Annotated in this window: 24 protein-coding genes and 1 pseudogene; 10 read left to right on the top strand and 15 right to left on the bottom strand. The window is 69.4% G+C overall.

What is annotated here, in order from left to right:
• Window positions 1-414 precede the first annotated feature (414 nt).
• Window positions 415-732, bottom strand: a complete 318-nt coding sequence (locus ATI37_RS03580) for a hypothetical protein (protein ID WP_117237144.1) — start codon at window positions 730-732, stop codon at window positions 415-417.
• A 46-nt stretch (window positions 733-778) separates the two neighbouring features.
• Between ATI37_RS03580 and hisS the strand changes: the two genes are divergently transcribed.
• Genes hisS through asnS form a run of 5 tightly spaced genes read left to right on the top strand, consistent with a single transcriptional unit; the run spans window position 779 to window position 6,832 of the window.
• Entirely contained in the window at window positions 779-2,035 is a 1,257-nt protein-coding gene (gene hisS, locus ATI37_RS03585) for a histidine--tRNA ligase (RefSeq protein WP_117237145.1), read from the top strand.
• 24 nt (window positions 2,036-2,059) lie between these two features.
• Window positions 2,060-3,805, top strand: coding sequence for an aspartate--tRNA ligase (gene aspS / locus ATI37_RS03590; protein ID WP_117237146.1), 1,746 nt, complete (start codon window positions 2,060-2,062; stop codon window positions 3,803-3,805).
• The gene (locus tag ATI37_RS03595) at window positions 3,798-4,691 is read left to right on the top strand and encodes a PhzF family phenazine biosynthesis protein (protein ID WP_117237147.1); all 894 of its coding nucleotides are present in this window, start codon (window positions 3,798-3,800) and stop codon (window positions 4,689-4,691) included. Before aspS ends, ATI37_RS03595 begins: the two co-directional genes overlap by 8 nt.
• Entirely contained in the window at window positions 4,691-5,503 is an 813-nt protein-coding gene (locus tag ATI37_RS03600; RefSeq protein ID WP_117237148.1) for an HAD family hydrolase, read from the top strand. Before ATI37_RS03595 ends, ATI37_RS03600 begins: the two co-directional genes overlap by 1 nt.
• Window positions 5,504-5,515: 12 nt before the next feature.
• The gene (asnS, locus tag ATI37_RS03605; protein ID WP_117237149.1) at window positions 5,516-6,832 is read left to right on the top strand and encodes an asparagine--tRNA ligase; all 1,317 of its coding nucleotides are present in this window, start codon (window positions 5,516-5,518) and stop codon (window positions 6,830-6,832) included.
• A gap of 178 nt (window positions 6,833-7,010) precedes the next feature.
• On the opposite strand, the gene pdxT is transcribed toward asnS, so the two are convergent.
• From pdxT to ATI37_RS03635, 6 genes are all read right to left on the bottom strand, one after another.
• The gene (gene pdxT, locus ATI37_RS03610) at window positions 7,011-7,586 is read right to left on the bottom strand and encodes a pyridoxal 5'-phosphate synthase glutaminase subunit PdxT (RefSeq protein WP_117237150.1); all 576 of its coding nucleotides are present in this window, start codon (window positions 7,584-7,586) and stop codon (window positions 7,011-7,013) included.
• Between the two features lie 7 nt (window positions 7,587-7,593).
• Window positions 7,594-8,454, bottom strand: a complete 861-nt coding sequence (gene uvsE / locus ATI37_RS03615; RefSeq protein WP_117237151.1) for a UV DNA damage repair endonuclease UvsE — start codon at window positions 8,452-8,454, stop codon at window positions 7,594-7,596.
• Complete coding sequence (locus ATI37_RS03620; protein WP_117237152.1) at window positions 8,451-8,954, bottom strand: YceI family protein; 504 nt, start codon at window positions 8,952-8,954, stop codon at window positions 8,451-8,453. The genes uvsE and ATI37_RS03620 overlap by 4 nt, the downstream gene beginning before the upstream one ends.
• Window positions 8,955-8,957: 3 nt before the next feature.
• Window positions 8,958-9,518: a flavin reductase family protein gene (locus tag ATI37_RS03625; RefSeq protein WP_232822438.1), complete on the bottom strand. Its 561-nt coding sequence runs from the start codon at window positions 9,516-9,518 to the stop codon at window positions 8,958-8,960.
• Between the two features lies 1 nt (window position 9,519).
• Window positions 9,520-10,143: an SDR family NAD(P)-dependent oxidoreductase gene (locus tag ATI37_RS03630; RefSeq protein ID WP_117237153.1), complete on the bottom strand. Its 624-nt coding sequence runs from the start codon at window positions 10,141-10,143 to the stop codon at window positions 9,520-9,522.
• A 78-nt stretch (window positions 10,144-10,221) separates the two neighbouring features.
• Window positions 10,222-10,998, bottom strand: a complete 777-nt coding sequence (locus ATI37_RS03635) for a bacteriorhodopsin (protein ID WP_232822510.1) — start codon at window positions 10,996-10,998, stop codon at window positions 10,222-10,224.
• A gap of 159 nt (window positions 10,999-11,157) precedes the next feature.
• Here ATI37_RS03635 and ATI37_RS03640 point away from each other — a divergent pair, with 159 nt between their 5' ends.
• Window positions 11,158-11,925 (top strand): beta-carotene 15,15'-dioxygenase, Brp/Blh family, encoded by a 768-nt coding sequence (locus ATI37_RS03640; RefSeq protein ID WP_117237155.1) that lies wholly within the window; start codon window positions 11,158-11,160, stop codon window positions 11,923-11,925.
• Here the strand turns inward: ATI37_RS03640 and ATI37_RS03645 are convergent.
• Window positions 11,843-13,291 (bottom strand): SDR family oxidoreductase, encoded by a 1,449-nt coding sequence (locus ATI37_RS03645; RefSeq protein ID WP_117237156.1) that lies wholly within the window; start codon window positions 13,289-13,291, stop codon window positions 11,843-11,845. The genes ATI37_RS03640 and ATI37_RS03645 overlap by 83 nt on opposite strands.
• Before the next feature lie 81 nt (window positions 13,292-13,372).
• Here ATI37_RS03645 and ATI37_RS03650 point away from each other — a divergent pair, with 81 nt between their 5' ends.
• From ATI37_RS03650 to ATI37_RS03665, 4 genes are read left to right on the top strand one after another with little or no spacing between them, the layout of a single operon-like run.
• Window positions 13,373-14,746, top strand: coding sequence for a phytoene desaturase family protein (locus ATI37_RS03650; RefSeq protein WP_117237157.1), 1,374 nt, complete (start codon window positions 13,373-13,375; stop codon window positions 14,744-14,746).
• A 45-nt stretch (window positions 14,747-14,791) separates the two neighbouring features.
• Window positions 14,792-15,322 (top strand): TetR/AcrR family transcriptional regulator, encoded by a 531-nt coding sequence (locus ATI37_RS03655; protein ID WP_117237158.1) that lies wholly within the window; start codon window positions 14,792-14,794, stop codon window positions 15,320-15,322.
• Window positions 15,319-15,900 carry a LolA family protein gene (locus ATI37_RS03660; protein WP_157969076.1) on the top strand — a complete coding sequence of 194 codons (582 nt, stop codon included), beginning with the start codon at window positions 15,319-15,321 and terminating at the stop codon, window positions 15,898-15,900. Before ATI37_RS03655 ends, ATI37_RS03660 begins: the two co-directional genes overlap by 4 nt.
• A complete protein-coding gene (locus tag ATI37_RS03665) occupies window positions 15,897-17,390 on the top strand; it encodes an MFS transporter (RefSeq protein ID WP_117237160.1) in 1,494 nt (497 codons plus the stop codon). The genes ATI37_RS03660 and ATI37_RS03665 overlap by 4 nt, the downstream gene beginning before the upstream one ends.
• On the opposite strand, the gene ATI37_RS03670 is transcribed toward ATI37_RS03665, so the two are convergent.
• The 7 genes and pseudogenes from ATI37_RS03670 to pdxS all read right to left on the bottom strand — a co-directional run bounded on the left by ATI37_RS03670 (window position 17,326) and on the right by pdxS (window position 24,358).
• On the bottom strand, window positions 17,326-18,570 hold the full coding sequence (locus ATI37_RS03670) for an alpha/beta hydrolase (RefSeq protein WP_117237161.1): 1,245 nt from the start codon (window positions 18,568-18,570) through the stop codon (window positions 17,326-17,328). The genes ATI37_RS03665 and ATI37_RS03670 overlap by 65 nt on opposite strands.
• A 39-nt stretch (window positions 18,571-18,609) precedes the next feature.
• The gene (locus ATI37_RS03675) at window positions 18,610-19,491 is read right to left on the bottom strand and encodes a R2-like ligand-binding oxidase (RefSeq protein WP_117237162.1); all 882 of its coding nucleotides are present in this window, start codon (window positions 19,489-19,491) and stop codon (window positions 18,610-18,612) included.
• A gap of 18 nt (window positions 19,492-19,509) precedes the next feature.
• Window positions 19,510-20,160 (bottom strand): class I SAM-dependent methyltransferase, encoded by a 651-nt coding sequence (locus ATI37_RS03680; protein ID WP_232822440.1) that lies wholly within the window; start codon window positions 20,158-20,160, stop codon window positions 19,510-19,512.
• A gap of 55 nt (window positions 20,161-20,215) precedes the next feature.
• Window positions 20,216-20,881: a DUF4397 domain-containing protein gene (locus ATI37_RS03685; RefSeq protein ID WP_117237164.1), complete on the bottom strand. Its 666-nt coding sequence runs from the start codon at window positions 20,879-20,881 to the stop codon at window positions 20,216-20,218.
• 153 nt (window positions 20,882-21,034) lie between these two features.
• A pseudogene (locus ATI37_RS03690) lies at window positions 21,035-23,093 on the bottom strand (heavy metal translocating P-type ATPase).
• Window positions 23,094-23,124: 31 nt separating this feature from the next.
• A complete protein-coding gene (locus ATI37_RS03695; RefSeq protein WP_117237165.1) occupies window positions 23,125-23,496 on the bottom strand; it encodes an ArsR/SmtB family transcription factor in 372 nt (123 codons plus the stop codon).
• Window positions 23,477-24,358 carry a pyridoxal 5'-phosphate synthase lyase subunit PdxS gene (gene pdxS / locus ATI37_RS03700; RefSeq protein WP_117237166.1) on the bottom strand — a complete coding sequence of 294 codons (882 nt, stop codon included), beginning with the start codon at window positions 24,356-24,358 and terminating at the stop codon, window positions 23,477-23,479. Before pdxS ends, ATI37_RS03695 begins: the two co-directional genes overlap by 20 nt.
• Window positions 24,359-24,370: the final 12 nt, after the last annotated feature.

Genomic DNA, 24,370 nt, shown 5'->3' on the forward strand with positions numbered 1-24,370 from the left:
GGCCTGGGGCCGCTCCAGGCCCAGGGCGGCCGCCAAGGCCCTGGGCTCGGGGGCCACCCCTCGCCCCAGGGCCAGGAGGACCTGGACCTCCCCGGGGAGGAGCCGCAGCCCAAACCGCCCGAGGAGCCCCTCGGGGAGGGTTTCTGGGTCGTCCCGCCGGGTCAGGAAGGCTAGGACCCGGAGGTCGTAGGCCCGCACCCCCCTGTGGGTGGGCCAGAGGACCACCTTTCCCCGCTCCAGCTGGTCCAGCCCCGAGAGGGAAAGCCCCCGGCCTTCCCTCCAGGAAACCGTAAAGCCCGCCCCGCGCAAAGCCTTGTAGACCAAGCCGTAAAGCTCCAAGCTTACGGTGTGCACCACCAGTTGCAAAACCCACCTCCTTTCGCCAAGGGACCTAGAGGCCGCAGGCCGCTAGACCTAGGCGAAAGGCGGGGGGCGGGGAGCAAGGGACTGGGAGGCGGGGGAAGGGTACCCGGGAGCCTGGCGGAGGCGCTCCCGGAGGACCTGAAGAAGCGTAGGGGGCGCGGGCTCGGCCACCGGGGGGAGGCCCGGGGCCATCTGCAGGCCGCAGAGGAGGGAGTGGCTGGCCTCCGCTTCCCCCCCGTGGGCCTGGCAGAGATCCCCCCGCAGGGAAGGGTTCTGGACCTGCATGAGGTACATCTGGAGGGCCACCCCGGTGGAGGCCACCAGGGCGAGGGCCAGGTAAAGGCCCAGAAGCGCCCCCCTAAGGCGCATGCCCTTAGGCTAACAAACACCCTTTCCCCTTGTAAAGTGAAGGGGTATGGCCGTTCGGGGCACCAGCGACCTCTTCGGCAAAGAGCTCAGGCTCCACCAACGCATCGTGGCCACTGCCCGCGAGGTCTTGGAGGCGGCGGGGGCCTTGGAGCTGGTCACCCCCCTATTTGAGGAAACCCAGGTCTTTGAGAAGGGGGTGGGGGCCGCCACGGACATCGTGCGCAAGGAGATGTTCACCTTCCAGGACCGGGGTGGCCGCTCCCTCACCCTGCGCCCCGAGGGCACCGCCGCCATGGTGCGGGCTTATCTGGAGCACGGGATGAAGGTCTGGCCCAAGCCCGTGAGGCTTTGGATGGCGGGGCCCATGTTCCGGGCAGAGAGGCCCCAAAAGGGGCGGTACCGGCAGTTCCACCAGGTGAACTACGAGGCCCTGGGCTCGGAAAGCCCCATCTTGGACGCGGAGGCCATCGCCCTCCTCCACCGCTGCCTCAGGGAGCTGGGCCTCAAGCGCCTCCAGGTCAAGCTCTCCTCCGTGGGGGACGCCGAGGACCGGGCCCGGTACAACGCCTACCTGAAGGAGGTCCTCACCCCCCACAAGGAGGCCCTTTCCCCGGACTCCAAGGAGCGGCTTGCCCTCAACCCCATGCGCATCCTGGACTCCAAGAGCGAGGCCGACCAGGCCCTGCTCCGGGAGATCGGGGTGAGGCCCATGCTGGACTTCCTGGGCGAGGAGGCCCGGGCCCACCTCCTGGCGGTGGAGCGCCACCTCACCCGCCTAGGGGTACCCTATGCGCTGGAGCCCACCCTGGTCCGGGGGCTGGACTACTACATGCGCACCGCCTTTGAGGTCCACCACCCGGAGATCGGGGCCCAGTCCGCCCTGGGGGGCGGGGGGCGTTACGACGGGCTTTCCGAGCTCCTGGGGGGGCCCAGGGTGCCCGGGGTGGGCTTCGCCTTCGGCGTGGAGCGGGTGGCCCTGGCCCTGGAGGCCGAGGGCTTCGCCCCCCCTGAGGAAAGGGGGCCCGACCTCTACCTCATCCCCCTATTGGAGGAGGCGGTGGCCGAGGCCTTCTACGTGGCGGAAACCCTGAGGCCCAGGCTAAGGGTGGAGTACGCCCTCACCCCCAGGAAGCCCGGCAAGGGGGTGGAGGAGGCCCTGAGGCGGGGAGCGGCTTTCGCGGGGTTTTTGGGCGAGGAGGAGCTTAAGGCGGGGGAACTCACCCTAAAGCGCCTTTCCACCGGGGAGCAGGTGCGCCTCCCCTACCAACAGGTGGCGGGCTTTCTCCTCTCCGCCCTGGCGTGAGCATCCTGTAAGCTTTAGAGGATTATGCGCCGCACCCACTACGCTGGGAGTCTCAGGGAAGCCCACGCGGGGGAGGAGGTGGTCCTCGAGGGCTGGGTGAACCGCCGCCGCGACCTGGGGGGGCTCATCTTCCTGGACCTGAGGGACCGGGAAGGCCTGGTGCAGCTCGTGGCCCACCCGGAAAGCCCCGCCTACAGGGAGGCCGAACGGGTGCGCTCGGAATGGGTGGTGCGGGCCCAGGGGGTGGTGCGCCTCCGGCCCGAACCCAACCCCCGCCTGGCTACGGGAAGGGTGGAGGTGGAGCTAAAGGCCCTCGAGGTCCTCGCCGAGGCCAAGACCCCTCCCTTCCCCGTGGACGCCGGCTGGCGGGGGGAGGAGGAGAAGGAGGCGGCGGAGGAACTCCGCCTCAAGTACCGTTACCTGGACCTACGCCGCAAGAGGATGCAGGACCACCTCCGCCTCCGCCACCGGGTGGTCAAGGCCATCTGGGACTTCCTGGACCGGGAAGGCTTCATTCAGGTGGAAACCCCCTTCCTCACCAAGAGCACCCCGGAAGGGGCCCGGGACTTCCTGGTCCCCTACCGCCAGGAACCGGGGCTCTTTTACGCCCTGCCCCAGTCCCCCCAGCTCTTCAAGCAGATGCTCATGGTGGCGGGGCTAGACCGCTACTTCCAGATCGCCCGTTGCTTCCGGGACGAGGACCTGAGGGCCGACCGCCAGCCGGACTTCACCCAGATGGACCTGGAGATGAGCTTCGTGGAGGTGGAGGATATCCTGGAGCTCAACGAACGCCTCATGGCCCACGTCTTCCGCGAGGCCCTGGGGGTGGAGCTTTCCCTCCCCCTCCCCCGCCTCCCCTATGGGGAGGCCCTGGAGCGGTTTGGCTCCGACAAGCCCGACCTCCGCTTCGGCCTGGAGATGGTGGAGGTAGGCCTCCTTTTCAAGGAGAGTGGCTTCGCCCTCTTCCAGGAGGCGGAAAGGGTCAAGGCCCTAAGGGTCCCCAAGGCCCTCTCCCGCAAGGAGATCGCCCTTCTGGAGGAGGAGGCCAGGCGCAAGGGGGCAGGGGGCCTGGCCTGGGCCCGGGTGGAGGAGGGGGGCCTTGCGGGCGGGGTGGCCAGGCACCTGGAGCCCGTGCGGGAGGCCCTCCTGAAGGCCACAGAGGCGGAGGCCGGGGACACCCTCCTCTTCGTAGCCGGGCCCCTAAGGGTGGCTGCGGAGGCCATGGGGGCGGTGCGCCTCCTCCTGGCCGACCTCCTGGGGCTCAAGCGGGAGGGGTTCCGCTTCCTCTGGGTGGTGGACTTCCCCCTCCTGGAGTGGGACGGGGAGCGAGGGGGGTGGACCTACATGCACCACCCCTTCACCAGCCCCCACCCCGAGGACCTCCCCCTTCTGGAAACCGACCCGGGGAGGGTGCGGGCCCTGGCCTACGACCTGGTGCTCAATGGGGTGGAGGTGGGCGGCGGGTCCATCCGCATCCACGACCCTGGGCTCCAGGCCAGGATGTTCCGGCTTTTGGGCATCGGGGAGGAGGAGCAGAGGGAAAAGTTTGGCTTCTTCCTCGAGGCCCTCTCCTACGGGGCCCCGCCCCACGGGGGCATCGCCTGGGGCCTGGACCGCCTCCTGGCCCTCATGACCGGTAGCCCCTCCATCCGCGAGGTCATCGCCTTCCCCAAGAACAAGGAGGGGAAAGACCCCCTCACCGGGGCTCCCAGCTCCATTCCCGAGGGGCAGTTGGCCGAGCTGGGCCTAAAGGTGATCCGCCGTGGCTAGGATTCCTTACGCCCTGGTAGACGCCTTCGCCCCCGCCCCTGGGGCGGGAAACCGCGTGGCCATCGTCCTGGACGCCCGGGGCATGACCCCGGAGGAGATGGGGCGGGTGGCCCAGCGCCTGGGCGAGCCCGAGACCGCCTTCGTCACCGAGCGGCGGAGCCCGGCCTTCGGGGTCCGCTTCTTCACTCCCTCGGGGGAAGTGGAGTTCTCCGGCCACGCCGCCCTCGCCCTGGGCCTCACCCTGGTGCGCCTGGGCCTGGCCCCCGAGGGCACTCCCCGCCTCTACCTGCACACCCCTACCGAGGCCCTGCCCGTGGAGCTGGTCTACGAGGAGGGGGAGCCCAGGAAGGCCTGGGTACGGGGGCCCACCCCCCGCTTCCGCGACCTCCCTCCCTACGGGGCCCTGAAGGCGGCCCTAGAGGCCCTGGGCGCCGACGAGCGCTACCTACACCGGGGCCTCCCCTATGGCATCGCCTACACGGGGCTTTGGAGCCTCTTCGTGCCCCTCATCGCCCCTGGAGTGGTGGATGCCCTGGAGCCGGAGATGCCCGCCCTCGTGGAGGTCTCCAGCAGGCTGGAGGTGGCCACGGTCCACGCCTACGCCCCCATGGGGCCCCGGAGCTTTTATGCCCGGGATTTTGCCCCCCTCCTTGGCATCCCCGAGGACCCGGTGACGGGCTCGGCCAACGCCGCCCTGGGGGCCCTCCTGGCCCGCTCCGGGGTGGTCCCCAGGCGGGAGGGGGAGGTGCGCCTCACCATCTACCAGGGACACCGGCTGGGCAACCCCGGGGTGGTGGAGGTGCTCGTAGAGTATAGCCCCACCGGCCTCCCCTATGCGGTGAAGATTGGGGGGGAGGCGGCTATCGTGATGAGGGGGGAGCTCTAGTGGTCCGGCTGGTCTTCGTGGACGTGGACGGCACCCTGGTGGGCAAGGACGGGGTGCCGGCGTGCGTCTTTCCCAAGGTGGCGGCCCTGAGGGCCAAGGGGGTGCGCCTCAGCCTGGTCACCGGGAGGCCGGGAAGGGGGGAGACCCTGGGCTACGCTAGGCTTTTGGACCCCACGGGGCTCCATGTCTTTGAGTCTGGGGCCGTGATCCTAAGCCTCTCCCGGGACCCCCATACGCCCCCCGCCACCCCCCTCGGGGTGGAGGCCCTCCCTGAGGAGGCAGCCCAGGAGGCCATTCGCCTAGCCCGAAGGCTTGGCCTCCCCCTCGAGGGCTACACCGCCGAGGGGGGCTTCTACGTGGAGGGGGATAGCCCCCTCCTCCAGGCCCACCAGGCCCTCTTGGGCCTTTCGGCGGAAGGAGCGGACCTCCTCAGGCTGGAAGAACCCCTGGTGCGCCTCCAGGTGCTAGCAGATCCCCTGGCCCCCCTGGGGGCCTTCTTAGAGTGCCTTCCCCCCGAGCTCTCCTTCCACATCGCCGAAAGCCCTGGGATGCCCGGGGTCCGCTTCGTCTCCCTCACCAAAAGGGGGGTGAGCAAGCTCTCCGCCGCCCGCCGAGTGGCCGAGGCCCACGGCCTTTCCCTAGAGGAGGCAGCCATGGTGGGGGACGGGGAGAACGACCTGGAGCTCATCCGGGCCGTGGGCCTGGGGATCGCTATGGGGAACGCCCCCCCTTCGGTGAAGCAGGCCGCCAAAAAGGTGGTGGCCCCGGTGGAGGCCTGCGGCCTGGCGGAGGCCCTGGGCCTCCTGGAGTAGACTACCCAGGGTATGCGGACCTTCATCGACGAGATCAGCCGCCACGAGGGGAAGGAGGTGGAGCTCCGGGGCTGGCTTTATGGGAAGCGCTCCAAGGGCAAGATCCACTTCCTCATCCTCCGGGACGGCACCGGCTTCCTCCAGGCCACGGTGGTCAAGGGGGAGGTCCCCGAGGAGGTCTTCCAGAGGGCCGACCACCTGCCCCAGGAGACCGCCCTCAAGGTGTGGGGTCTGGTCCGCCAGGACCCCCGTGCCCCGGGGGGGTTTGAGCTCTCCGTGCGCCACCTGGAGGTGGTGAGCCTGCCCCAGGGGGAGTACCCCATCGGCCCCAAGGAGCACGGGATAGACTTCCTCATGGACCACCGCCACCTCTGGCTCCGCCACCGCAGGCCCTTCGCGGTCATGCGCATCCGGGACGAGGTGGAAAGGGCCATCCACGACTTCTTCGGCGAGCGGGGCTTCCTCCGCTTTGACGCCCCCATCCTCACCCCGAGCGCCGTGGAGGGGACCACCGACCTCTTTGAGGTGGACCTCTTTGACGGGGAGAAGGCCTACCTCTCCCAGTCGGGCCAACTCTACGCCGAGGCGGGGGCCGTGGCCTTCGCCAAGGTCTACACCTTCGGCCCCACCTTCCGGGCGGAGCGGAGCAAGACCAGGCGGCACCTCCTGGAGTTCTGGATGGTGGAGCCCGAGGTGGCCTTCATGACCCACGAGGAGAATATGGCCCTCCAGGAGGAACTGGTGAGCTTCCTGGTGGCCCGGGTCCTGGAGAGGCGGGCTAAGGAGCTGGAGATGCTCGGGCGGGACCCGAGGGCCTTGGAGCCCGCCGCCCAAGGCAACTACCCCCGCCTCACCTACAAGGAGGCCGTGGCCCTGGTGAATCGCCTGAGCGAAAAGGACCCTGAGATCCCCCCCCTCTCCTACGGGGAGGACTTCGGCGCCCCCCACGAGGCCGCCCTGAGCCGCCAGTTTGACCGCCCCCTCTTCGTGGAGCGCTACCCCGCCCGGATCAAGGCCTTCTACATGGAGCCCGACCCCGAAGACCCCGAGCTCGTCCTAAACAACGACCTCCTGGCCCCGGAGGGCTACGGGGAGATCATCGGGGGAAGCCAGAGGATCCACGAACTGGAGCTTCTGCGGCGGAAGATCCGGGAGTTCGGCCTCCCCGAGGAGGTCTACGACTGGTACCTGGACCTGAGGCGCTTCGGCAGCGTGCCCCACGCGGGCTTTGGCCTGGGGCTAGAGCGCACCGTGGCCTGGATCTGCGGCCTCGCCCACGTGCGGGAGGCCATCCCCTTCCCCCGGATGTACACAAGGATGCGCCCTTGAAAGGCCCATGGGATTCGGGAATCTCTCGCCAAAGGCCCCTCTCCGCTACCCGGAGGCAGGGCCTGGGCCAAGGCGGAAACTCCTCCCCAGGTGCCCAAGACGGGCCTGAGGATCTGCTGTCGCACCCACGCCTGGCTCTGGCAGCCTTTGGAAGGCGAGGGCTTAGAGGCGCAAGCCCCTAGACCCCAGCTAGCTCCAGGAAGTAGCGGTGGAGACGGGCGTCCCCTGTGAGCTCGGGGTGGAAGCTGCTGGCGAGGAGCCTCCCCTGGCGCACCAGGACGGGAAGGCCCCCTAGCTCCGCCAGGACCTCCACCCCCTCCCCCAGGCGGCGGAAGACCGGGGCCCGGATGAAGACCCCGGGGAAGGCCCCCAGGCCCTTCACCTCCACCTCCTCCCGGAAGCTCTCCACCTGTCTGCCGAAGGCGTTGCGCTCCACGGCCACGTCCAGGACCCCAAGCCTCGGCTGCCCGGGGTAGCCCAGGATCTCCCTGGCCATCCAGATGGCCCCGGCGCAGGTGCCGAAGAGGGCCAGGCTCCCCTCCTCCACCTGGTGGCGCACGGCCTCCTCGAGGCCGTACTCCCGGGCCAGCTTGCCGATGGTGGTGGACTCCCCCCCGGGGACGATGAGGGCCCTCAGGCCAGGGAGGTGCTCCGGCTTGCGCACCTCCCTGGCCTCGAGCCCAAGCCGCCTGAGGGCCTCCTTGTGCTCGCGGAAATCCCCCTGAAGGGCCAAAACGCCGACCACGCCCCTCATCCTCCCCCTAGGCCCCCCTCCTGTCAAGGACAGCCTCCAGGGCCCTTTCCTTCCCCTTGGCCTCCAGCATGAGGTCGGCGGGGGCGGGAAGGGCGGCAAGGAGCCTCTCCCAGTCCTCCCGGGCCACATGGAAGGCGTGGGCCCCGGGGCGCCTTTTGGGGTCTTGGCTAGCCAGGTGGACCTTGGGCCTTCCCCGCCAGGTGGGGAAGGCCAGGCGGAGGGCCTCTTCCAGGGTAAGCCGTCCGGGATTCAGGGCGTGGTGGAGGGTGTCCACCACCACGGGCACCCCCAGGGCCTCCGCCGCCCTTAACACCTCCTCCACGCTCCATAGGCGCTCGTCGCTTTCCAGGGCCAGGTAGCGGAGGATCTCCCCCTCGTCTTGGAGGTTTTCCAGGAAGCGCCGCATAGCCCTGTCCTTGTCCCCATAGGTCCCGCCCAGGTGGAGGACCAAGACCCCGTCCTCCGCTCCCATGAGGGAGAGGACCCGGGCCGAGTAGCGGAGCTCCGCCAGGGAGCGCTCCACCACCTGGGGGTCCGGGCTTCCCGGGTTCACGTACTGGCCCGGGTGCATGGAGAGCCGCTGGCCGAGGCCACGGGCCAAGGCCCCAAGACGGGCTAGCTCCTCCCCGTGGGCCTGCTCCCAGTCGTAGGGGAAGAGGGGGTGGGAGGCGAAGGGGATGAGATGCTGGCCCACGCGGAAAAGGTGGAAGCCATGCCCCGGGTTCCAGCGGAGGATCCTCTCCAAGTCCTCTAGGTTCTCCGCCACCTTGGCGCGCGCCCTCTCCTCCGAGAGGAGGGTGAGGCGCAGGGTGTGGTTGGTGCTGGCCCCCAAGGTGAGGTTTTCGCAGGGGTAGCCCAGCCGGATCACCGCCGGACCTCGGCCTCGAGGAAGACCTCCACCTCGTCCCTCACCTCCAGGAAGAGGAAGCGGGGCCGCTCAAACCCCCACTCGGAGAAGCGGGTGGTGAAGCTTCCCCGGAAGCGGTTTTGGGAAAGCTCCCCCAGGATGCGCACGGGCCTCCTCCTCCCCGCCATCTCCAGCTCCCCCTCCACCACGAACCGCGCCCCTTCCCGAAAGGCCCGCCTGGGGTAGAGGCAGGCCAGGGGGTGGTCCTTGGCCCTCAGGATCTCCAGGGCCTTCTTGTCCCGCTCGGCGTTGCCCGAGTCCCAGGCCTCTTGCCGCACGCACACCTTACCCGAGGCCCTTTCCAAGCCGTCCCAGACCACCTCCCCCTGGGCGGTGGGGTTTTTCCCTTCCCAGCTTCCCAGGGGGTAGTAGCCCCGGTAGCGGGCAAGCCCCTCCACGGCGTAGGGGGCCTGGGCCTGGGCCAAAAGGAGAAAGCACGCCAGGGCCAGGTACTTCCTCATGGCCTACTCCAAGCCCTCCCCATGCGCGGAAGGAAGGGGCTCTCCGCCAGGCCCCCCACGGCGGTCCCGCCGGGATGGGGAAGGAAACCTCCAGCGCTCCCCCAAGGTGGCGAAGTCGCGGAAGCCCAGGAAAAGGATGGGCCTCTCCTTGGCCTCGGAGGAGCCCTCTACGTGGACCACCTCCCCCAGGAAGAGGGCGTGGTCCCCGTCGGTGGGCCACTCGGCCACCCGCATCTCGTAGACGGCAAGGGCCCTCTCGGGGACCAGAGTGTGGGCTAGCCTCCGGGCTGGCCTCAGGGCCACCCCGAGCCGCTTCGCCTTTTCCACCCTCCGCCCCGAAAGGTACCCGGCCCGCACCACCCAGGCCCGCTCCTCCCAGGGGAGGAAGGCCAAGGCGGCCTCGGAAAGCTCCCGGAGGAGGGTCAGGGTATGGTTCTTCCGGTCCACAGCAAAGAGGAAGCGGAAGGGCTCCTTGGAGGCGGGCATCCACCAGGCCATGGGCATGAAGTTTCGCCCCACGGCGAGGAGGGCGAGGCGCATGGGGTAGAAGTAGGCCCGGTACACCCTAGACCTCCAGGAGGCTGGGCGGGGGTTCCTTGAGCACCCCTTCCAGGACCCTTCGGGCGGCCTCCTCCGGGGAGAGGGCGCCCTTGGGCGCCCCCCCCAGGGGGGCCCAAAGCCCCGTGGCCACGGCGGGAAGCCTGACCAGGACCAGGTGAACCCCTTCCCGCACGAGCTCTTTCCGGGCAGCTTCCAGGTAGGCCTCGAGGGCCCCTTTGGCCGCGGCGTAAGGGGCGAAGCCGGGCACCCGCACGTAGGCGGGGTAGGCCCCGAAGAAGACGGCCCGGGCCCCCTGGCGAAAGCGGGCGTGCTTGAGGAGAAAGGCGGAGCTGAAGAGGTGCGCGGCCATCATCCCCTCCAGGACCTCCCGCCCCACCCCCCGCACCGGGGCCCTCCCCGCCACCCCCACGGCGTGCAGGAGGAGGTCCAAGGGCCCCACCTCCTCCAGGAGGGCCCTGGCCTCCAGCTCGTCGGTGAGGTCCGCGGGCAGGGCCCGACCCCCCACGGCCTGGGCTAGCTCCAGAAGAGGCCCGGCCCGCCTCCCGCAGAGGAAAAGCTCCTGGCCCTTCAAAGCCCGGGCCAGGGCACCGCCCACTCCCCCGGTGGCTCCGGTGATGAGCACCCGCATGCCTTTCACCCTAGGCCATGGGAGGGGAGGGCTTTGTAGCCGGAAGAGGATAGGGGCCGCCCCAGGTGGACCCTCCCTTCAGGCGGCCTTAGCCTCCACGCCGAAGCCCTCCTCGAGGCTCTTGGCCCTGGCGATGGCGAAGATCAGGAGGCCGTAGATGGGCTTGGCGATGAGGTCGGCCAGGCTGTAGCCGATCTGGATGGCCACCTCCTGGGCCGCACCCCCAGGGAGCCAGGTGCCCAGGGCGTAGGCGATGGGGTAGAAGCCCCAGGACATGAGGAGCACCAGCCGGGTGGCGTTTAGAAGTTCCAGCACCCTAGGCCCAAACCTGGCCTCCCGGATGGTCTGGCCCAGCTCCACCCAGAGCACATAGAGGATGTAGGCGAAGGGGATGGTGGAGAGCACCCCCCAAAGGGTCCTGGGGCCAGGCTCCGTGCTCACCTCCCCCACGTACCCCAGGCCCAGCATGAGGACCGAGGCCACCACCAGCTTGATGGACAGGTTCCACGTACGGGCTGCGGTCAGGCCCAAGACCAGGATGAGTTCCAGAAGGAGAAGGGGCACGGTGAGGAGCCAGTCGGCGTAGCGGTAGAAGTCGTTGAAGGGCTTTCCCGTGGGCACGTAGACCCCGTCCTGGAACTGGTAGGCCCCGATCCAGCTCTCAAAGATGCGCAGGTAGTGGTACCCGGCGATGAAGACGATGAGGGCGGAGAGGTAGAGGGCGATGTGGTACCGGGGGGCCACGTAGCTCCTCGCCAGGAGGAAGAAGACGAAGGCGGCCAGCATCCCGGCGATGGTGAGGGAGAGCATGTTGAAAACCAGCCAGTATTCTCCGAAGCTGAGCTCTGGAAGCATTCTCACACTTCACCTCCTAAGTGGATGGGCCCACCTGGGGCAGGTCCGACTCCATTAGAGGACGGTGAAGAGGCGGCGACCTTTGCCTACACAACACTTTGACAGAAGATGTACAATACACCACAAAGGCCCGTTTCCGACGGGAAGGAAGATGGTGGCGTGCCCGCCTACTACCTCCTGCCCCTGGTTCTCCTCCCCGAGACCTGGGCCCTAGGCCTCCTCCTCCTCTCCGCCCTCTTCCTGGGCCTGCCCCATGGGGCCGCCGACCTCCTCGTGGTCCGGAGGCTTGGCCTTCCCCTCCTCCCCTTCCTCGCCCTCTACCTGGCCTTGGCGGGCCTCCTCCTCGCCCTCCTCTTCCACTACCCGCCCTTTGCCCTCCTCCTCTTCTTGGGGATGGCCCTCTTCCACTGGGGCCGGGTGGAGGGCAGGGGAGCCTTGGGCTACCTCCGGGCAGGGACGGTTCTCCTCTTCCCCTTCCTCTTCCACCAGGAGGCCATCCTCCCCTTCCTCCGGGCCTTCGCCGGGGGCTTTAGCCTCCCCCCTTTGGCGGCGGGGACCCTTTGGGGCCTCCTCCTCCTCCTGGCCCTATGGGAAAAGCCCGGGGCTAGGGCCCTGGGGGACACCCTCCTCCTGGCCCTGGTGGCGGCCCTGGCCCACCCTTACGCCACCCTGGCGGGCTACTTCCTCCTCCAGCACAGCCTGGATAGCCTCCGCCTGGTGGGCGTCCGGGGCCGGGAGTGGCTCCTCGTGTATGCGGGGACCCTGGGAGGACTCCTCCTCGCCCTCCTCCTCTACCCGAGGCTTTTGGACCCCCTGGCCGCCTACATGGGGGCCATCTTCGCCCTCACCCTGCCCCACCTCCTGACCATGGAACTCTGGCTGAGGCGGCCTCGGCCTCCCGCACGATGGCCCGGGACAGGCCGCTGAAGATGGGGCGGTGGAGGGGGTAGAGGAGCCACCAGTAGAGGAGGCCGAAGAGCCCCTTGGGCTCAAAGTAGGCGGTCTGGAGGAGGAGGCTCCCCTCCCCCTCGGGTATGGCCCGCCACTCCAGCCAAGCCTTTCCAGGAAGGCGCATCTCTGCCCTTAGGCGGAGAAGGCGATGGGGTTGCACGGCCTCCACCCGCCAGAAGTCCACCGCCTCCCCGGGGAGGAGCTCCGTGGGGTGGCGCCGCCCCCGCCTGAGCCCTGGCCCCCCCACCATCCGGTCCAGGAGGCCCCTCAGGGCCCAGGCCCAGCCCCAGACCAGCCAGCCCCTCTCCCCGCCCAAGGAGGCGAAGCTTTGGAAGAGGGCCTCTGGCGGGGCCTTGCTCCGAAGGACCCGCACCTCGCGGATGAGGCCCTCCCGGTCCTCGAGGCGGTACCCCTCCCCGTGGAGGGCCCCGGACCAACGGGTCTCCACCTCTCCCAGGGCGATCCTCTCCAGGGCCAGCTCCACCGCCTTCCGGTAGGGGATGGGCTCCACCCCGGGGAAGAGGGCCTTGGCCCTACGGGTGTCCGCCACCAAGGGGTGGAGGATCCCCTCCACCAAGGGGAGGGCCAGGCGGTTGGGGATGGGGGTGACCAGGCCCACCCAGAGGGCGGCGAGCCTCGGGGCCAGGACGGGCAGGGGCAGGATGACCCGCTTAAGCCCCCGCACCTCGGCGTAGGTCTCCATCATGGCCTTGAAGGTGAGGGGCGGGGCCCCAATCTCCACCACGCCCATGGGCCCCCGCTCCAGGGCGAGGAGGAGGTAGGCCAGGACGTCCCGGATGGCGATGGGGGAGACGGGGTTCAGGATCCAGCGGGGGGCCACCATGAGGGGAAGCCTCTCCGTGAGGTAGCGGACCATCTCAAAGCTGGCCGAGCCCGAGCCCACGATGGGCCCGGCCCGGAACTCCGTGGTGGGGAGGAGGGAGCGGAGGGTCTCCCCCACCCGGGCCCGGCTCTCCAGGTGGGGGGAGGGCCTCCCCTCCCGGGGCAAGAGGCCCCCCAGGTAGACCACGTGCCCGAGCCCCACCTCCCGGGCCACCCGGGCGAAGGCCTCCACCTGACGCCTTTCCGCCTCCTGGAAGCGGACCTCGGAAAGCATGGCGTGGACCAGGTAGTAGGCGGCCTCCACGCCCAAAAGGGCCCGCTTCAGGCTTTCCCCGTCCTCCAGGCTCCCCCGCACCACCTCCACCTGGCCCGCCCAGGGGCGGCCCTGGAGCCGGGCCTCGTCCCGCACCAGGACCCGCACCCGGTGGCCCCGCTCCAGGAGGCGGGGGACGAGCCTCCCCCCCACGTACCCCGTGGCCCCCGTGACCAGGACCCGCATGCCCTAAGCATAGGGGCCCGGGCCCCGGAGAGTGGCGCCCAGGACCAAATCCCCCTTGGGCCTTCCCGGTAGCCTACGCCCATGCGGGCGGTGGTGGTGGGGGCAGGGATCGGGGGGCTCGTGGCCGCCAGGGCCCTGGGGCGGGCGGGGGTGGAGGTGGTGGTCCTCGAGGCCCACACCTACCCCGGGGGCTTGGCGGGGAGCTTCCTCCACCGGGGCCACCGCCTGGACGCCGGGGCCACCCTCCTCTCGGGCTTCGCCCCGGAGGCCCCCCTGGGTCTCGTGGCCCGGGCCCTGGGGATGCGCTTTCCCGTGGAGCCCCTCCCCGAGGGCTTCCCCCTCATGGAGGTCCTCCTCCCCCGGGGGCGGGTGGTGCGCCCCGTGGGGCGGGAGAGGGAGCAGGAGGCCCAGAGGGACTTCTTCGGCCCCCGGGTCCTCCCCTTCTGGCGGTGGCAGGCGGAGCGGGCAGAGAGGCTTAAAGCCCTCGCCCCCCGCCTCCCCTGGCCCCCGGAAGGGGGAGAACTTCCCCAGCTCCTGGCCCTGCTTCCCGAGCTTCTTCCCCTCCTTCCCGATCTCTTCCTGAAGGGGGTCCACCGGGCCCCCCAGGACCCCCATTTCCTCCGCTTCCTGGACGCCCAGCTCCTCATCGCAAGCCAGACAGAAGCGGCCAGGACCTACGCCCTCTACGCCGCCATGGCCCTGGACCTGCCCCACCTGGGCCCAGCCCTCGTCCCGGGGGGGGTGGGCCGGGTGGCCGAGGCCCTGGCGGAGGGCCTCGAGGTCCGCTACAAGGCCCGGGCGGAGAGGCTTCTCCTGAAGGGGGGGCGGGCGATAGGGGTGGAGGTGGCCTACGGGGGGAGGAGGCGGGGGGAAAGGGAGGTGGTGGAGGCCGACCTCTTCGTCCTGAACATCCCCCCAGAACCCCTCCTCGGCCTTTCCCCCCGGGTGCCCAGGGACGCCTGGGGCGCCTTCGCCGTCCACGGGGTCCTGCCCCTCCCCGTCCCTCCCCCCTACTACCGGCAGAACGCCCTGGAGAAGCCCTTCGCCTTCCTCTCCTTAAGGCCCGAAGGGGAGAAAACGGTCTTCAGCCTGAGCCTCCACACCCCCCTCTCCCTCTGGGAAGGGCTTTCCCGGGAGGACTACCTCGCCCAAAAGGCCCGCTGGGGGCGCCTCGCCCTCCGCCTGGGGGAGGCCCTCCTCCCGGGGCTAGGGGAGGCGGAGTTCCTCCTCTTCGCCACCCCCCTCACCTACCGCCGCTTCGCCGGAAGGGCCTGGGTGGGGGGCTACCCCCAGACCCACCCCTTCCGCTTCCCCCGGGTCCGCCTCCTCGCCAACGTCTACCGGGTGGGGGAAGGGGTCTTTCCCGGGCAGAGCGTCCCCGCAGCGGCCCTCTCCGGCCTCAGGGCGGCCCGCCTGGCCCTGGAGAGCCTGGGGCTTGGGCCTGAGGAAATGTAACCTAGTGCACACCACACCGGCCACGGTCCATACCTACTAGTAGGTATGGACACCCGGGCCCGGATCCTCCAGGCCGCCCGCAAGGCTTTTGCCGAAAGGGGCTATGCGGCCACCCGCCTAGATGAACTGGCGGCCGAGCTGGGCCTTACGAAGGGGGCCTTCTACCACCACTTCCGCAACAAGCGGGAGCTTCTTTTGGCCCTCCTCGAGGCCTCCCAGGCAGAGGCCCGCCGGGCCCTGGAAGGGGAAGGCCCTCTGGAGGAGCGCCTTCTGCGCTACGCCCTCGCCTACCAGGAGGGGGTGGAACCCCTGGCCGCCTTGGCCAGCGCCCACGGAGGCCGGGGCGGGGAGGAGGAAGCCCGAAGCCTGGCCCAGGAAGCCATGCGCCAGGAGCTAACCTTCCTGGAAAGCTTCTTTTCCCGCGTAGATCCAAAAAGGGGGCGTAGGCTGGCCGCCCTCTTCGCTTCCATCGTCCACGGGGCCTACATGCTGGAGAAGCACGTGGGCGGCTACCGGGCGGAGGAGCTTCTGAAGGAGGGTGTCCGGGTGTTCGCAAGGGGGATGGAAGAAAAATGAAGAAAATCCACACATTCATGCTGATGCTGGCTTTGGGTTTCACCTGGGCGCTGTCGCCGGAAGAGGTATGGCAAGCCCTGGAGGCCCACGGCAAGGTGCAGGGCTACCTGGCCCAGGCCCGCCAGGGCCCGGTGGTCTACCAGGTGGCCTACCTGCGCCCCAAGGTGCGCATAGACTGGCTGGAAGGCCCCGAGTACCTGAAGGGGAGCGCCCTCATCTCCGACGGGGAGAAACTCTGGAGCAAGGGACCCAAAGGGGGCTGGCAGACCTCCCCCGCCGGCGCTACCCCGGAGGACCCCATGCAACTCCTCTTCACCGACCCCAAGGCCCTGCGCAAGGACTACCTCCTCCGGGAAGTCCAGGAGGAGGGAGGGCTTTGGACCTTCACCCTAGCCAAAAAGACGCCTCCCAAAGACGAGCGCCAACCCGCCGCCTGGCGGGTCACCCTCAACCCCAAGGGGCACCTCCCCTTCCGCTACCAGGTGCTTTCCCCTTCTGGAAAGGTCCTCTCCACCGTGGAATACCTTAGGCTGGACCCCACCCCTCCCGCCCCCAGCCTCTTTGAGGTGAAGCCATGAGCGGCCGCCTTCTCCTGGCCCTCCTCTTGGGCGTCTTCATGGGCGCCTTGGACAACGCCATCCTGGCTCCCGCTCTCCCTGCCATCGCCGAGGACTTGGGCACGGGCGTGGACCGGGTAACCCTAGCCTTCTCCATCTACTCTGTCTTCTACGCTGTGGCCGTTCCCATCCTGGGACGGCTTTCCGATCTTTGGGGCTATGGGCGCATCTACGGCACTTCCATGGCCCTCTTCGCCGGGGGCAGCGCCCTGGCGGCCCTATCCTCCAGCCTGGAAACCCTCGTCCTGGCCCGGGTGATCCAGGCGGTGGGAGCGGGGGGACTCTTCCCCGTAGCCCAGGCCATCGTGGGGGCCACGGTGGGCCAGGAAAAGCGGGGAGCTTACCTGGGCCAGATCCTGGGGGTCTTCGCCCTGGGGAACGTGCTGGGCCCCAACCTGGGCGGTTTCATCGTGGAGCGGGCCTCCTGGCACTGGGTCTTTTGGATCAACGTGCCCATAGGTCTGATCGGGGTCCTCCTCCTCTTGGGCTCCCCCTTGCCCAAATCCCAGGGAAAGGCCCTTTTGGACCTGGTAGGAGGAGTTCTGGTGGCCCTCACCTTCGGAAGCCTGGTGATGGGCATCCAAGGGCTGGAGCGGCTCACGGAGCTGGGCTTTTTCTCTCCCAGGATCGGGGGGCTTTTCCTCCTCTCCGGAGTGTCCGCTCTCCTCCTTATCCTCTACGAGTCCCGCCACCCAGCTCCCCTTCTGGACGTGCGCCTGGCCCTCTCCCCACCCTTCTTGCCCCTCTGGCTGGTGTCCACTTTGGTGGGCTACGCCCTTCTCGGCGGCATCGTCTTCGCTCCCCTGTACGCCCAGGTAGCCTTCTTCCTCTCCCCCTTCGCCTCAGGGGCCATCCTGAACGCCCTGGCCTTGGCCCTGGGCGGGATGAGCGGCTTCGCCGGAGCCATGGTGGGCCGCGTGGGCGGGAAGCGCCTCGTGGTCCTGGGCATGGCCCTCACAGCTTTGGGCCTCTTCCTCATGGCCTACCTGGCGAGCACCCTCCCTCTCCTTCTCCTGGGGCTCTTCCTTCTAGGAACGGGGCTTGGCTTGGTCCAGGGGCCTCTATCCTACCTGGCCTTGGGCCTCGCTCCCGAGGGGAGCCAGGGCCAGGTGTCCAGCCTGGTCTCCCTTACCCGGAGCCTGGGGGCTGCGGCCGGCATAACGGTCTCCGGGGTGCTCCTCTCCAGGAAAAGCCAGGAGCTAGCAAGCCTCACCGCTGGAGGGCCTGTGGGCTTCTCGGGAGGAACGGGCAACCTGGCCGAGGCCCCCGCCTTCGTCCAGACCCTTCTGCAGAACACCCTGGGGGCCGGGGTGCTGGACGGGTGGCGCCTGGCCTTCTTCGCTGCCCTTATGGGCTTCCTAGCCTCTTTCCTCCTACGGGAAGCTCCTAGAACCCCTGCCTCCGCAGATACTCCCAAACCTCCCCAGCCGTCCGCCCCTCCCGCTCCGTGAGGAGGTCCAGGTGGGTGAGGCCGGGGAGGATGCGGACCTCGGCGGGGGTTCCGGGAAAGGCCTCCTCCAGGCGGAAGCCCCGGGCCTCGGGGATAAGCCCCCTCCCCGCCCCCAGGGCCAGGACCGGGTAGGGCAGGGGCCTGGGCCTCAGGTCCGGAAGGGCGTAGGGGTGGCCGGCGATCTCCAGGAGGAGCCGGTAGGGGAAGTACCACTCGGAAAAGCCCGTCTCGGGCCGGGCGAAGGCCCGGAGGAAGGCCCTTGGGTCCGTGGCCTCCCTGGTGTCCCGCCAGCGGATGAGCCCGTCCCTGGGCCCCCGGACGGTGAGGACGAGCTGCCCCTGGAGGAGGCCCAGGAGGCTTAGGCCCTCCCGGGCCCAGGCCCGGCCCACGCTCACGCTAAAGACGGGGAAGAGGCTGTAGTGGTCGTCCACCCGGAGGAGGGCCCGGGCCTCCCGGGTGGCCCGGTAGGGGCCGAAAGGGACGGGCTCCTCGGGGCGGCGGGCAGCGAGGTAGGCCTCGGCCTCCGCCAGGGCCAGGTCCTTGGGGGTGAGGAAGCCCCCGAAAACGGGGCTCGCCTCCCCGGAGAGGAGGGCCCTGAGGCCAGGAAGGCGGCCAAAGGGGGTGTCCTGCCCCTCCAGGAAGGCCTCCCGGGAGACCTGGACCACCCCTAGGCTCCCGTCCAGGAGGACGAGGCCCCCAAGCTTCTCCCCGTGGAGCCAGGCGTAAAGCGTGGCCAGGGAGGCCCCAAGGGAGTGGCCCAGGAGGACCACCGGGCCCCGCTTCCTGGCCTCTTCCACCGCCAGGTCCAGGTCCCTTAGGTGCACCTCCAGGCCCCAGGCCCTTAGGGGGCTCAGGTCGGGCTCCTCCAGGGCCTGGTAGTAGGCCAAGGGGTCTTCCTTGAGAAAGCCCCGGCGGTCCTCGAGGCCGTTGGCCCGCCGGTCCCAGGCCCAGACCTCGAGGGAAGGATCCAAGGCCTTCAGATGCTCGGCCAGGAGGACGAAGTTGCCGGCCCCACCAAGGAGCCCGGGCACAAAGAGGAGAACCGCCCTGGGTCTTTCCGCTGAGTAGACCAGGGCGTAGCTCCGGTCCAGAGGGGCAAAACCCGTGTCCGCCCCGGGAAGGGCCCGGTACTCCTGGGCCAGGGCCGAGGCCAAAAGCAGCAATAAAGCCAAGGGGCGCATGGTCCCAGGCTGAAGGCGAGGCCCCCCCAGGACTAGGGCCTACCCCACAAGCCCCTCCAAGGCCCCGGCCCCCAGGCTCCTGGCCCTTTCCAGAACCCGCATCCGGCCGGCGAACTGGCCCATGGCGTAGGCCAGGAACTCTTCCGCAGAAACCTCCAGGGGCATCCCCTCGGTGTAGGCGGCGAAGAGCTCCTGCACCACCCCCAAAGCCTCCGGCAAAAGGAGGTTCAGCCGGGCCTCCACCGCAGGCCAAAGCCCCGGGTCCTCCCCCAGGTGGCGGGCGATGAGGAAAAGGCCGTAGGCCATGTGCCGGCTCTCGTCCCGTTGGATATGGGCCACCCCTTCCAGGGTGGCCGGGAGGTCCAGCCCCTGCGCCCGGAGGCGGTCCACCGCCCGGAAAAAGCCCTGGTAGCCCGTCTCCGCTAGCACCCCCTCCACCACCACGTTGTAGGTGAGGGCTGCCTCCACCTGGGCCTTAGGACTCCTGTCCACCTCCAGGCGGCCCATGGCCTCAGGGAGGAGCTCATGGAAGATGCGGCGGTAGTGGGGCCCGTGGTAGTGGGCAAGCCCCCCCTTGGCCCCCGCCACCTCCTCCAGGAAGCGGGCGAAGAACTCCACGTGCTTAGCCTCCTCCAGGAGGAAGGTGGTGAGGTACATCTCCTCCTCTAGCCTCCCCTCCCCGGCCACCGCCCGCACCAGGGGGAGGAGGTCCAGTGTCACCGCCTCCTCCCCGCCCAGGAAGAGGCTGGTCAGCCTTAGGAGAAGGTCCTGGGCCCGGGGGTCCAAGGCCTGGAAGGCCTCCCGGTCGCGGGTGAAGTCCAGGGCAGCCGGGTCCCAGAAAAGGCGCTTGGCCTTGTGGTAGAGCCTCATGGGAAACCCCGCTTCCAGGCCCCGCTCGACGCTTCTAAAACCCGTGCGCATTCCGCCCCCCTTTCCCCCTCATCCTACCTCGGCCAGGATGAGGCCAAGCTGCCCGTACCGCTCTAGCCGGGCCCGGAAACCCACCCCCTCCAAGAGGGCCTGGATCTCCCCCTCCCCAGGCCGCCATAGGCCTAGGCTAGGCCCAGGCCCCAAGAGGAGGAGGCCAAAAAGCCTCCCTCCTGGCCGCAGGACCCGCTTGGCCTCGGAGGCCGCCCTACGGGGGTCCTGGAACTCGTTCCAGGTGGGTCCGATCGCCAGGCCGCCAAAGGCTCCGTCACGGAAGGGAAGCTTCTCCCCGTGCCCAAGGAGGTAGGCCCCGGGCCGCTTCCTCCTGGCCACCCGCAGGAAGGCGGGGGAAGGGTCCAGTCCCAGGGCCTTCTCCCCCAGGGCCTCCCGATAAATCCCCGTCCCCGTGCCCACGTCCAGGAAGGGGGGTCCGGCGGGGAGGAGCCAGGCGCGAAGGCGCGCAAGTTCTTCGGCCAGGGTGAGCCGGCCCCCGGATAGGAGGGCCGTGGAGCGCACCCGCCAGAGGTCGTAGAGCCAGGCCACGGGGGGAAGGGCATTGACCAGGCGCAGGTGGGGCCTTTCCCAGTGGGCCCTCAGGTCCAGAAAGCCCCCGCGCCAGGGGTAGCGCGCAGGGCAACGGGGGCAAAGGGTCCCTTCCCCCAAAAAAGGCCCCTCCCCGCAGCGAGGGCAGGCGAGGAGGGGAAGAAAAGGGGCAAGGCTACTGGGTGCCACCCAAGACGGTAGCGTCCACCACGGTCACCACGGAGAGCGTGCCCGCACCGAGGCTTCCCACGGCAAAGACCGTGTAGATCTTGCCGCTTTCCAGGTTCACCCCGGGAAGGGAGAGGGCCACGGTGGTAGTCCCCGCTGCCCGGACCTCGAGGTCATAGCTCCCCGCGGGCACGGAGAGGTAGGTGCTGGCCCGGGGGAAGGGAAGGTTGGCAAAAAGGACCGGTCCTCCCCTCACGGCCACGTCCACGGCAGGGGCATCGGGGGAGGTGTGGACCACGCGGACGCGGGCAAAGCCAGCCCGGGGGAAGAAGCCCGCCAGGGTGTCCGTGTAGACCTGGGGTCGGATGTTGGCCAGGAAACCGGTGGCGGCCACCGTGTAGTAGACCCCTTCGCGGAGGTCTAGCTCGGCGTCTATGACCACCGGGGCGTCCTGCCCTGCGGGCACCACCTGGACCCGCACCCTGGTTGCAGGGAGAGAGATGTAGGGCGTCACCTGCTTGAAGGCGAGGCCCGTGATGGCCCGCTGCCCGTTCACCAGGACATCCACCGCCGGGGCGTCGGGGGAGAGGTGGGCCACGCGCACCATGGCCCCCTGGGCTAGGGCCATCGCTCCCATCGCCAACACAGCAAGAAGCGCCAAAACCTTCTTCATCGCATACCTCCTTTGGACCCTATCGGTCCAGATAAAATTATAGCGGATGGAAATTATACAAAACATGGGCCTGGGCCACAAAGCTTCCTCTAACCCGCTCAGGAAGACCCTGGGCCAAGGGGAAGCGCCTCTTCGCCTCACCCCCTGCGAGACCTAAAGCCGGGCCCAAAGGAGGCGGAGGCTGTTCAGGGTCACCAGAAGGAGCGCGCCGTTGTCCGCCAGGACCGCCGCCCAAAGCCCCGTCAGGCCGTTAAGGGTGGTGAGCAGGACCAAAAGCTTCAGGCCCAAGGCCAGAGCGATGTTCTGCGCCACCGCCCTGCGCACCAGGCGGCTCAGGCGGATACCCCGGGGAAGGGCCTTGAGGCCCAAGATCCCGGCGTCTGCGGCCTTCAAGGCCACCTCGGTACCCCCTAGGACCGCCAGGCCCACCGTGGCCCGGGCCAAAGCGGGGGCGTCGTTGACCCCATCCCCCACCATGGCCACACCCCCCTTCCGGTCCAAGGCCGCCACCAGCTCCAGCTTGGCCTCGGGGGTAAGGCGGGCCTTCACCTCCCAAGGGGAAAGGCCCAAGAGGGGAAAGGCCCAAGGCCTGCCCCAGGACTAGGGCAGGGGCCTCGGCGTCCCCGGTAAGGAGGAGGGGCTTCAGACCAAGGGACCGCACCTCCTCTAGGACCTCCCTGGCCTCGGGCCTGGGGAGGTCGGCGAAGGCCAGGAGGGCCAGGGGCTTTCCCCCCTGGATCAGCAGGGTCAAAGCCTTCCCCTCGGCCTCCAGGACCGCCACCCGGGCCGCCAGCTCCTGAGGTGAGTTCAGGGGCGAGGGGCGCACAACCGCCACCTCCTCCCCCCCCACCTGGGCAAAGGCCCCCACAGCCGGAACCACCCGGTGCTCCCGGGCCTCGGGGAGAAGGAGCCCCTGGGCCCTTTCCCGCACCGCCCGGGCCAGAGGGTGGCTGGCCCCAGCCTCCACCGCCGCCGCCAGGGCCAGGGCCTCGGTCTCGGAGACCCCAAGAGGCTCCACCCGCACCAGCCTAGGCTCCCCCAGGGTGAGGGTCCCCGTCTTGTCCAAGGCCAGGTGGCGCACCCCGCCAAGCCGCTCCAGGGACCCCCCGCCCTTGAAGAGGAGGCCCAGTCTGGCCCCCCGGGCCACCCCTGCGGCCACGGCGGCGGGTACCGAGACCACCAGGGCGCAGGGGCAGGCGATGAGGAGGAGGGTCAGGGCCTGATAGAGGTGGCGGGGGAAGTCCCCGAGGAATAGGGGCAGGACCCCACCCCAAAAGAGGGCGAGGAGGAGGATGGCGGGGGTGTAGCGGCGGCTGAAGGCATCCACCAGCCTCTCCATCCGGGACTTGCGCAAGAGGGCCTCCTCGGTGAGGCGCTCCACCTGGGCCAGGAAGCCCTCCAGAGGCAACCTTTCCACCTCCACAACGAGGCTACCCGCCACCACCAGGCTTCCCCCGTAGACCCTCTCCCCCACCCCCCGCCTCCGCGGCAGGGGCTCCCCGGTGAAGGGGGCCTCCTCCACTTCCGCCTCTCCCTCCAGGACCACCCCGTCCGCGGGGACCCTCTCGCCCCAAGGCACCCGCACCCAGTCCCCTGGGCTCAAAAACCCCAGGGGAACCTCCCTCAGTCCTCCTCCCTCCAGCCTTAGGGCCCGCTGGGGTAGAAGGCTTCCCAGGGCGAAGAGGGCCTTGCGGGAGCGGTCCACGCTGTAGGCCTCCAGAACCTCCCCCAGGAGGAAGAGGAAGACCACCGCCGCCCCCTCGGCTTCGGCCCCGATGAGGAGGGCCCCGAGGGTGGCCAGGGTGACCAGGGCCTGCATGCTGAAGGGGTTCCGGCGGAAGCCGGCCAACGCCCGCCGGGCCAAGGGGAAGAGCCCCAGGAGGGCCGCCAAGGAGTACCCGTAGGCCCCCACGGGCGGCAGGACTAGGGCCAAAAGGCAAAGCCCCCCCACCAGGAGGGCCCAGGACCAGGGCCCGGGGAGCCCCCGTGCCCCCACCCCTATCGCCCGGAGGCGGTAACCCATGGGCTTCAGGGCCTTTTCCAGCTCCCTTTCCGCCCTGGGATCCTTGACCACCAAGAAGAGCTTCCCGCTGGCGAAGCTGGCCCGAGCGGCCTCCACTCCAGGGAGGCCCTTGGCTGTTTCCTCCACGTGGCGGGCGCAGTCCGGGCAGTCCATGCCCTCCACCCGGTACACCCTGGAGAGGGGCTCCATGCCCTCATGGTGGCATCGTTTGAGTGGTTATTCAAACGTCTTCGGTGGCGTGGGCCAGGACCCCCTCCAGGAGGGCCTCCACGTGGGCATCGGCGATGCGGTAGTAGGCCTGCTTCCCCTCCCGGCGGAAGGCCACCAGGCGGGCGGCCCGGAGGAGGCGGAGCTGGTGGCTCACCCCCGAGACCGAAACCCCGGCGAGGAGGGCCAGGTCGCAGACGCAAAGCTCCCCCGCCCCCTTCAGGGCCAGGAGGAGGCGTATGCGGGTGGGGTCCGAAAGGGCCTTGAGGAGGTGGGCCGCCTTCTTCAGGATCCCTTCCTCCGGAAGGGCCGCCCTAGCCCGTTCCACCCTTTCCGGGTGGATCTCGTACACCCCGCAGACCGCCCTACCAGCCCCGCTTGGCAAGCCGCTCCTCTTCCCTGAGGACGTCCAGGTTGATGCCCACCATGGGTTCCCCCAGGTCCTCGGAGACCTCGGCCAGGACCTCGGGGTCGTTGTAGTGGGTCACCGCCCGCACGATGGCCCGGGCCCTTTTCTTGGGGTCCCCGGACTTGAAAATCCCTGAGCCCACAAAGACCCCGTCCATGCCCAAGTGCATCATGAGGGCCGCATCCGCAGGCGTGGCGATGCCGCCAGCGGCGAAGTTCACCACGGGAAGGCGGCCGTGCTGATGCACCCAACGCACCAGCTCCAGGGGGGCCCCGATCCCCTTGGCGTAGGCCAAAAGCTCGTCCTCCCGTAGGGACTGGACGTAGCGGATCCCCTTCCACATGGCGCGGGCGTGGCGCACGGCCTCCACCACGTTGCCCGTGCCCGCCTCCCCTTTGGTGCGGATCATGGCCGCTCCTTCGGCGATGCGCCTCAGGGCCTCCCCCAGGTCCCGGGCCCCGCAGACGAAGGGCACCTTGAACTTCCACTTGTCGATGTGGTGCTCCTCGTCGGCGGGGGTCAGGACCTCGGACTCGTCGATGAAGTCCACCCCGATGGCCTCAAGGACCATGGCCTCCACGAAGTGGCCAATGCGCACCTTGGCCATGACAGGGATGGACACCGCCGCCATGATCTCCTTGATGACCTTGGGGTCGGACATGCGGGCCACGCCCCCCTGGGCGCGGATATCGGCGGGGACCCTCTCCAGGGCCATCACCGCCACCGCCCCCGCCTCCTCGGCGATGACGGCCTGCTCCGGGGTGGTCACGTCCATGATCACCCCGCCCTTGAACATCTCGGCGAAACCGGTCTTGATCTGGAAGGTGCCCTTCTCCATTCCGCCCCCTAT

Source organism: Thermus sediminis (genome assembly GCF_003426945.1).
GTDB lineage: Bacteria > Deinococcota > Deinococci > Deinococcales > Thermaceae > Thermus > Thermus sediminis.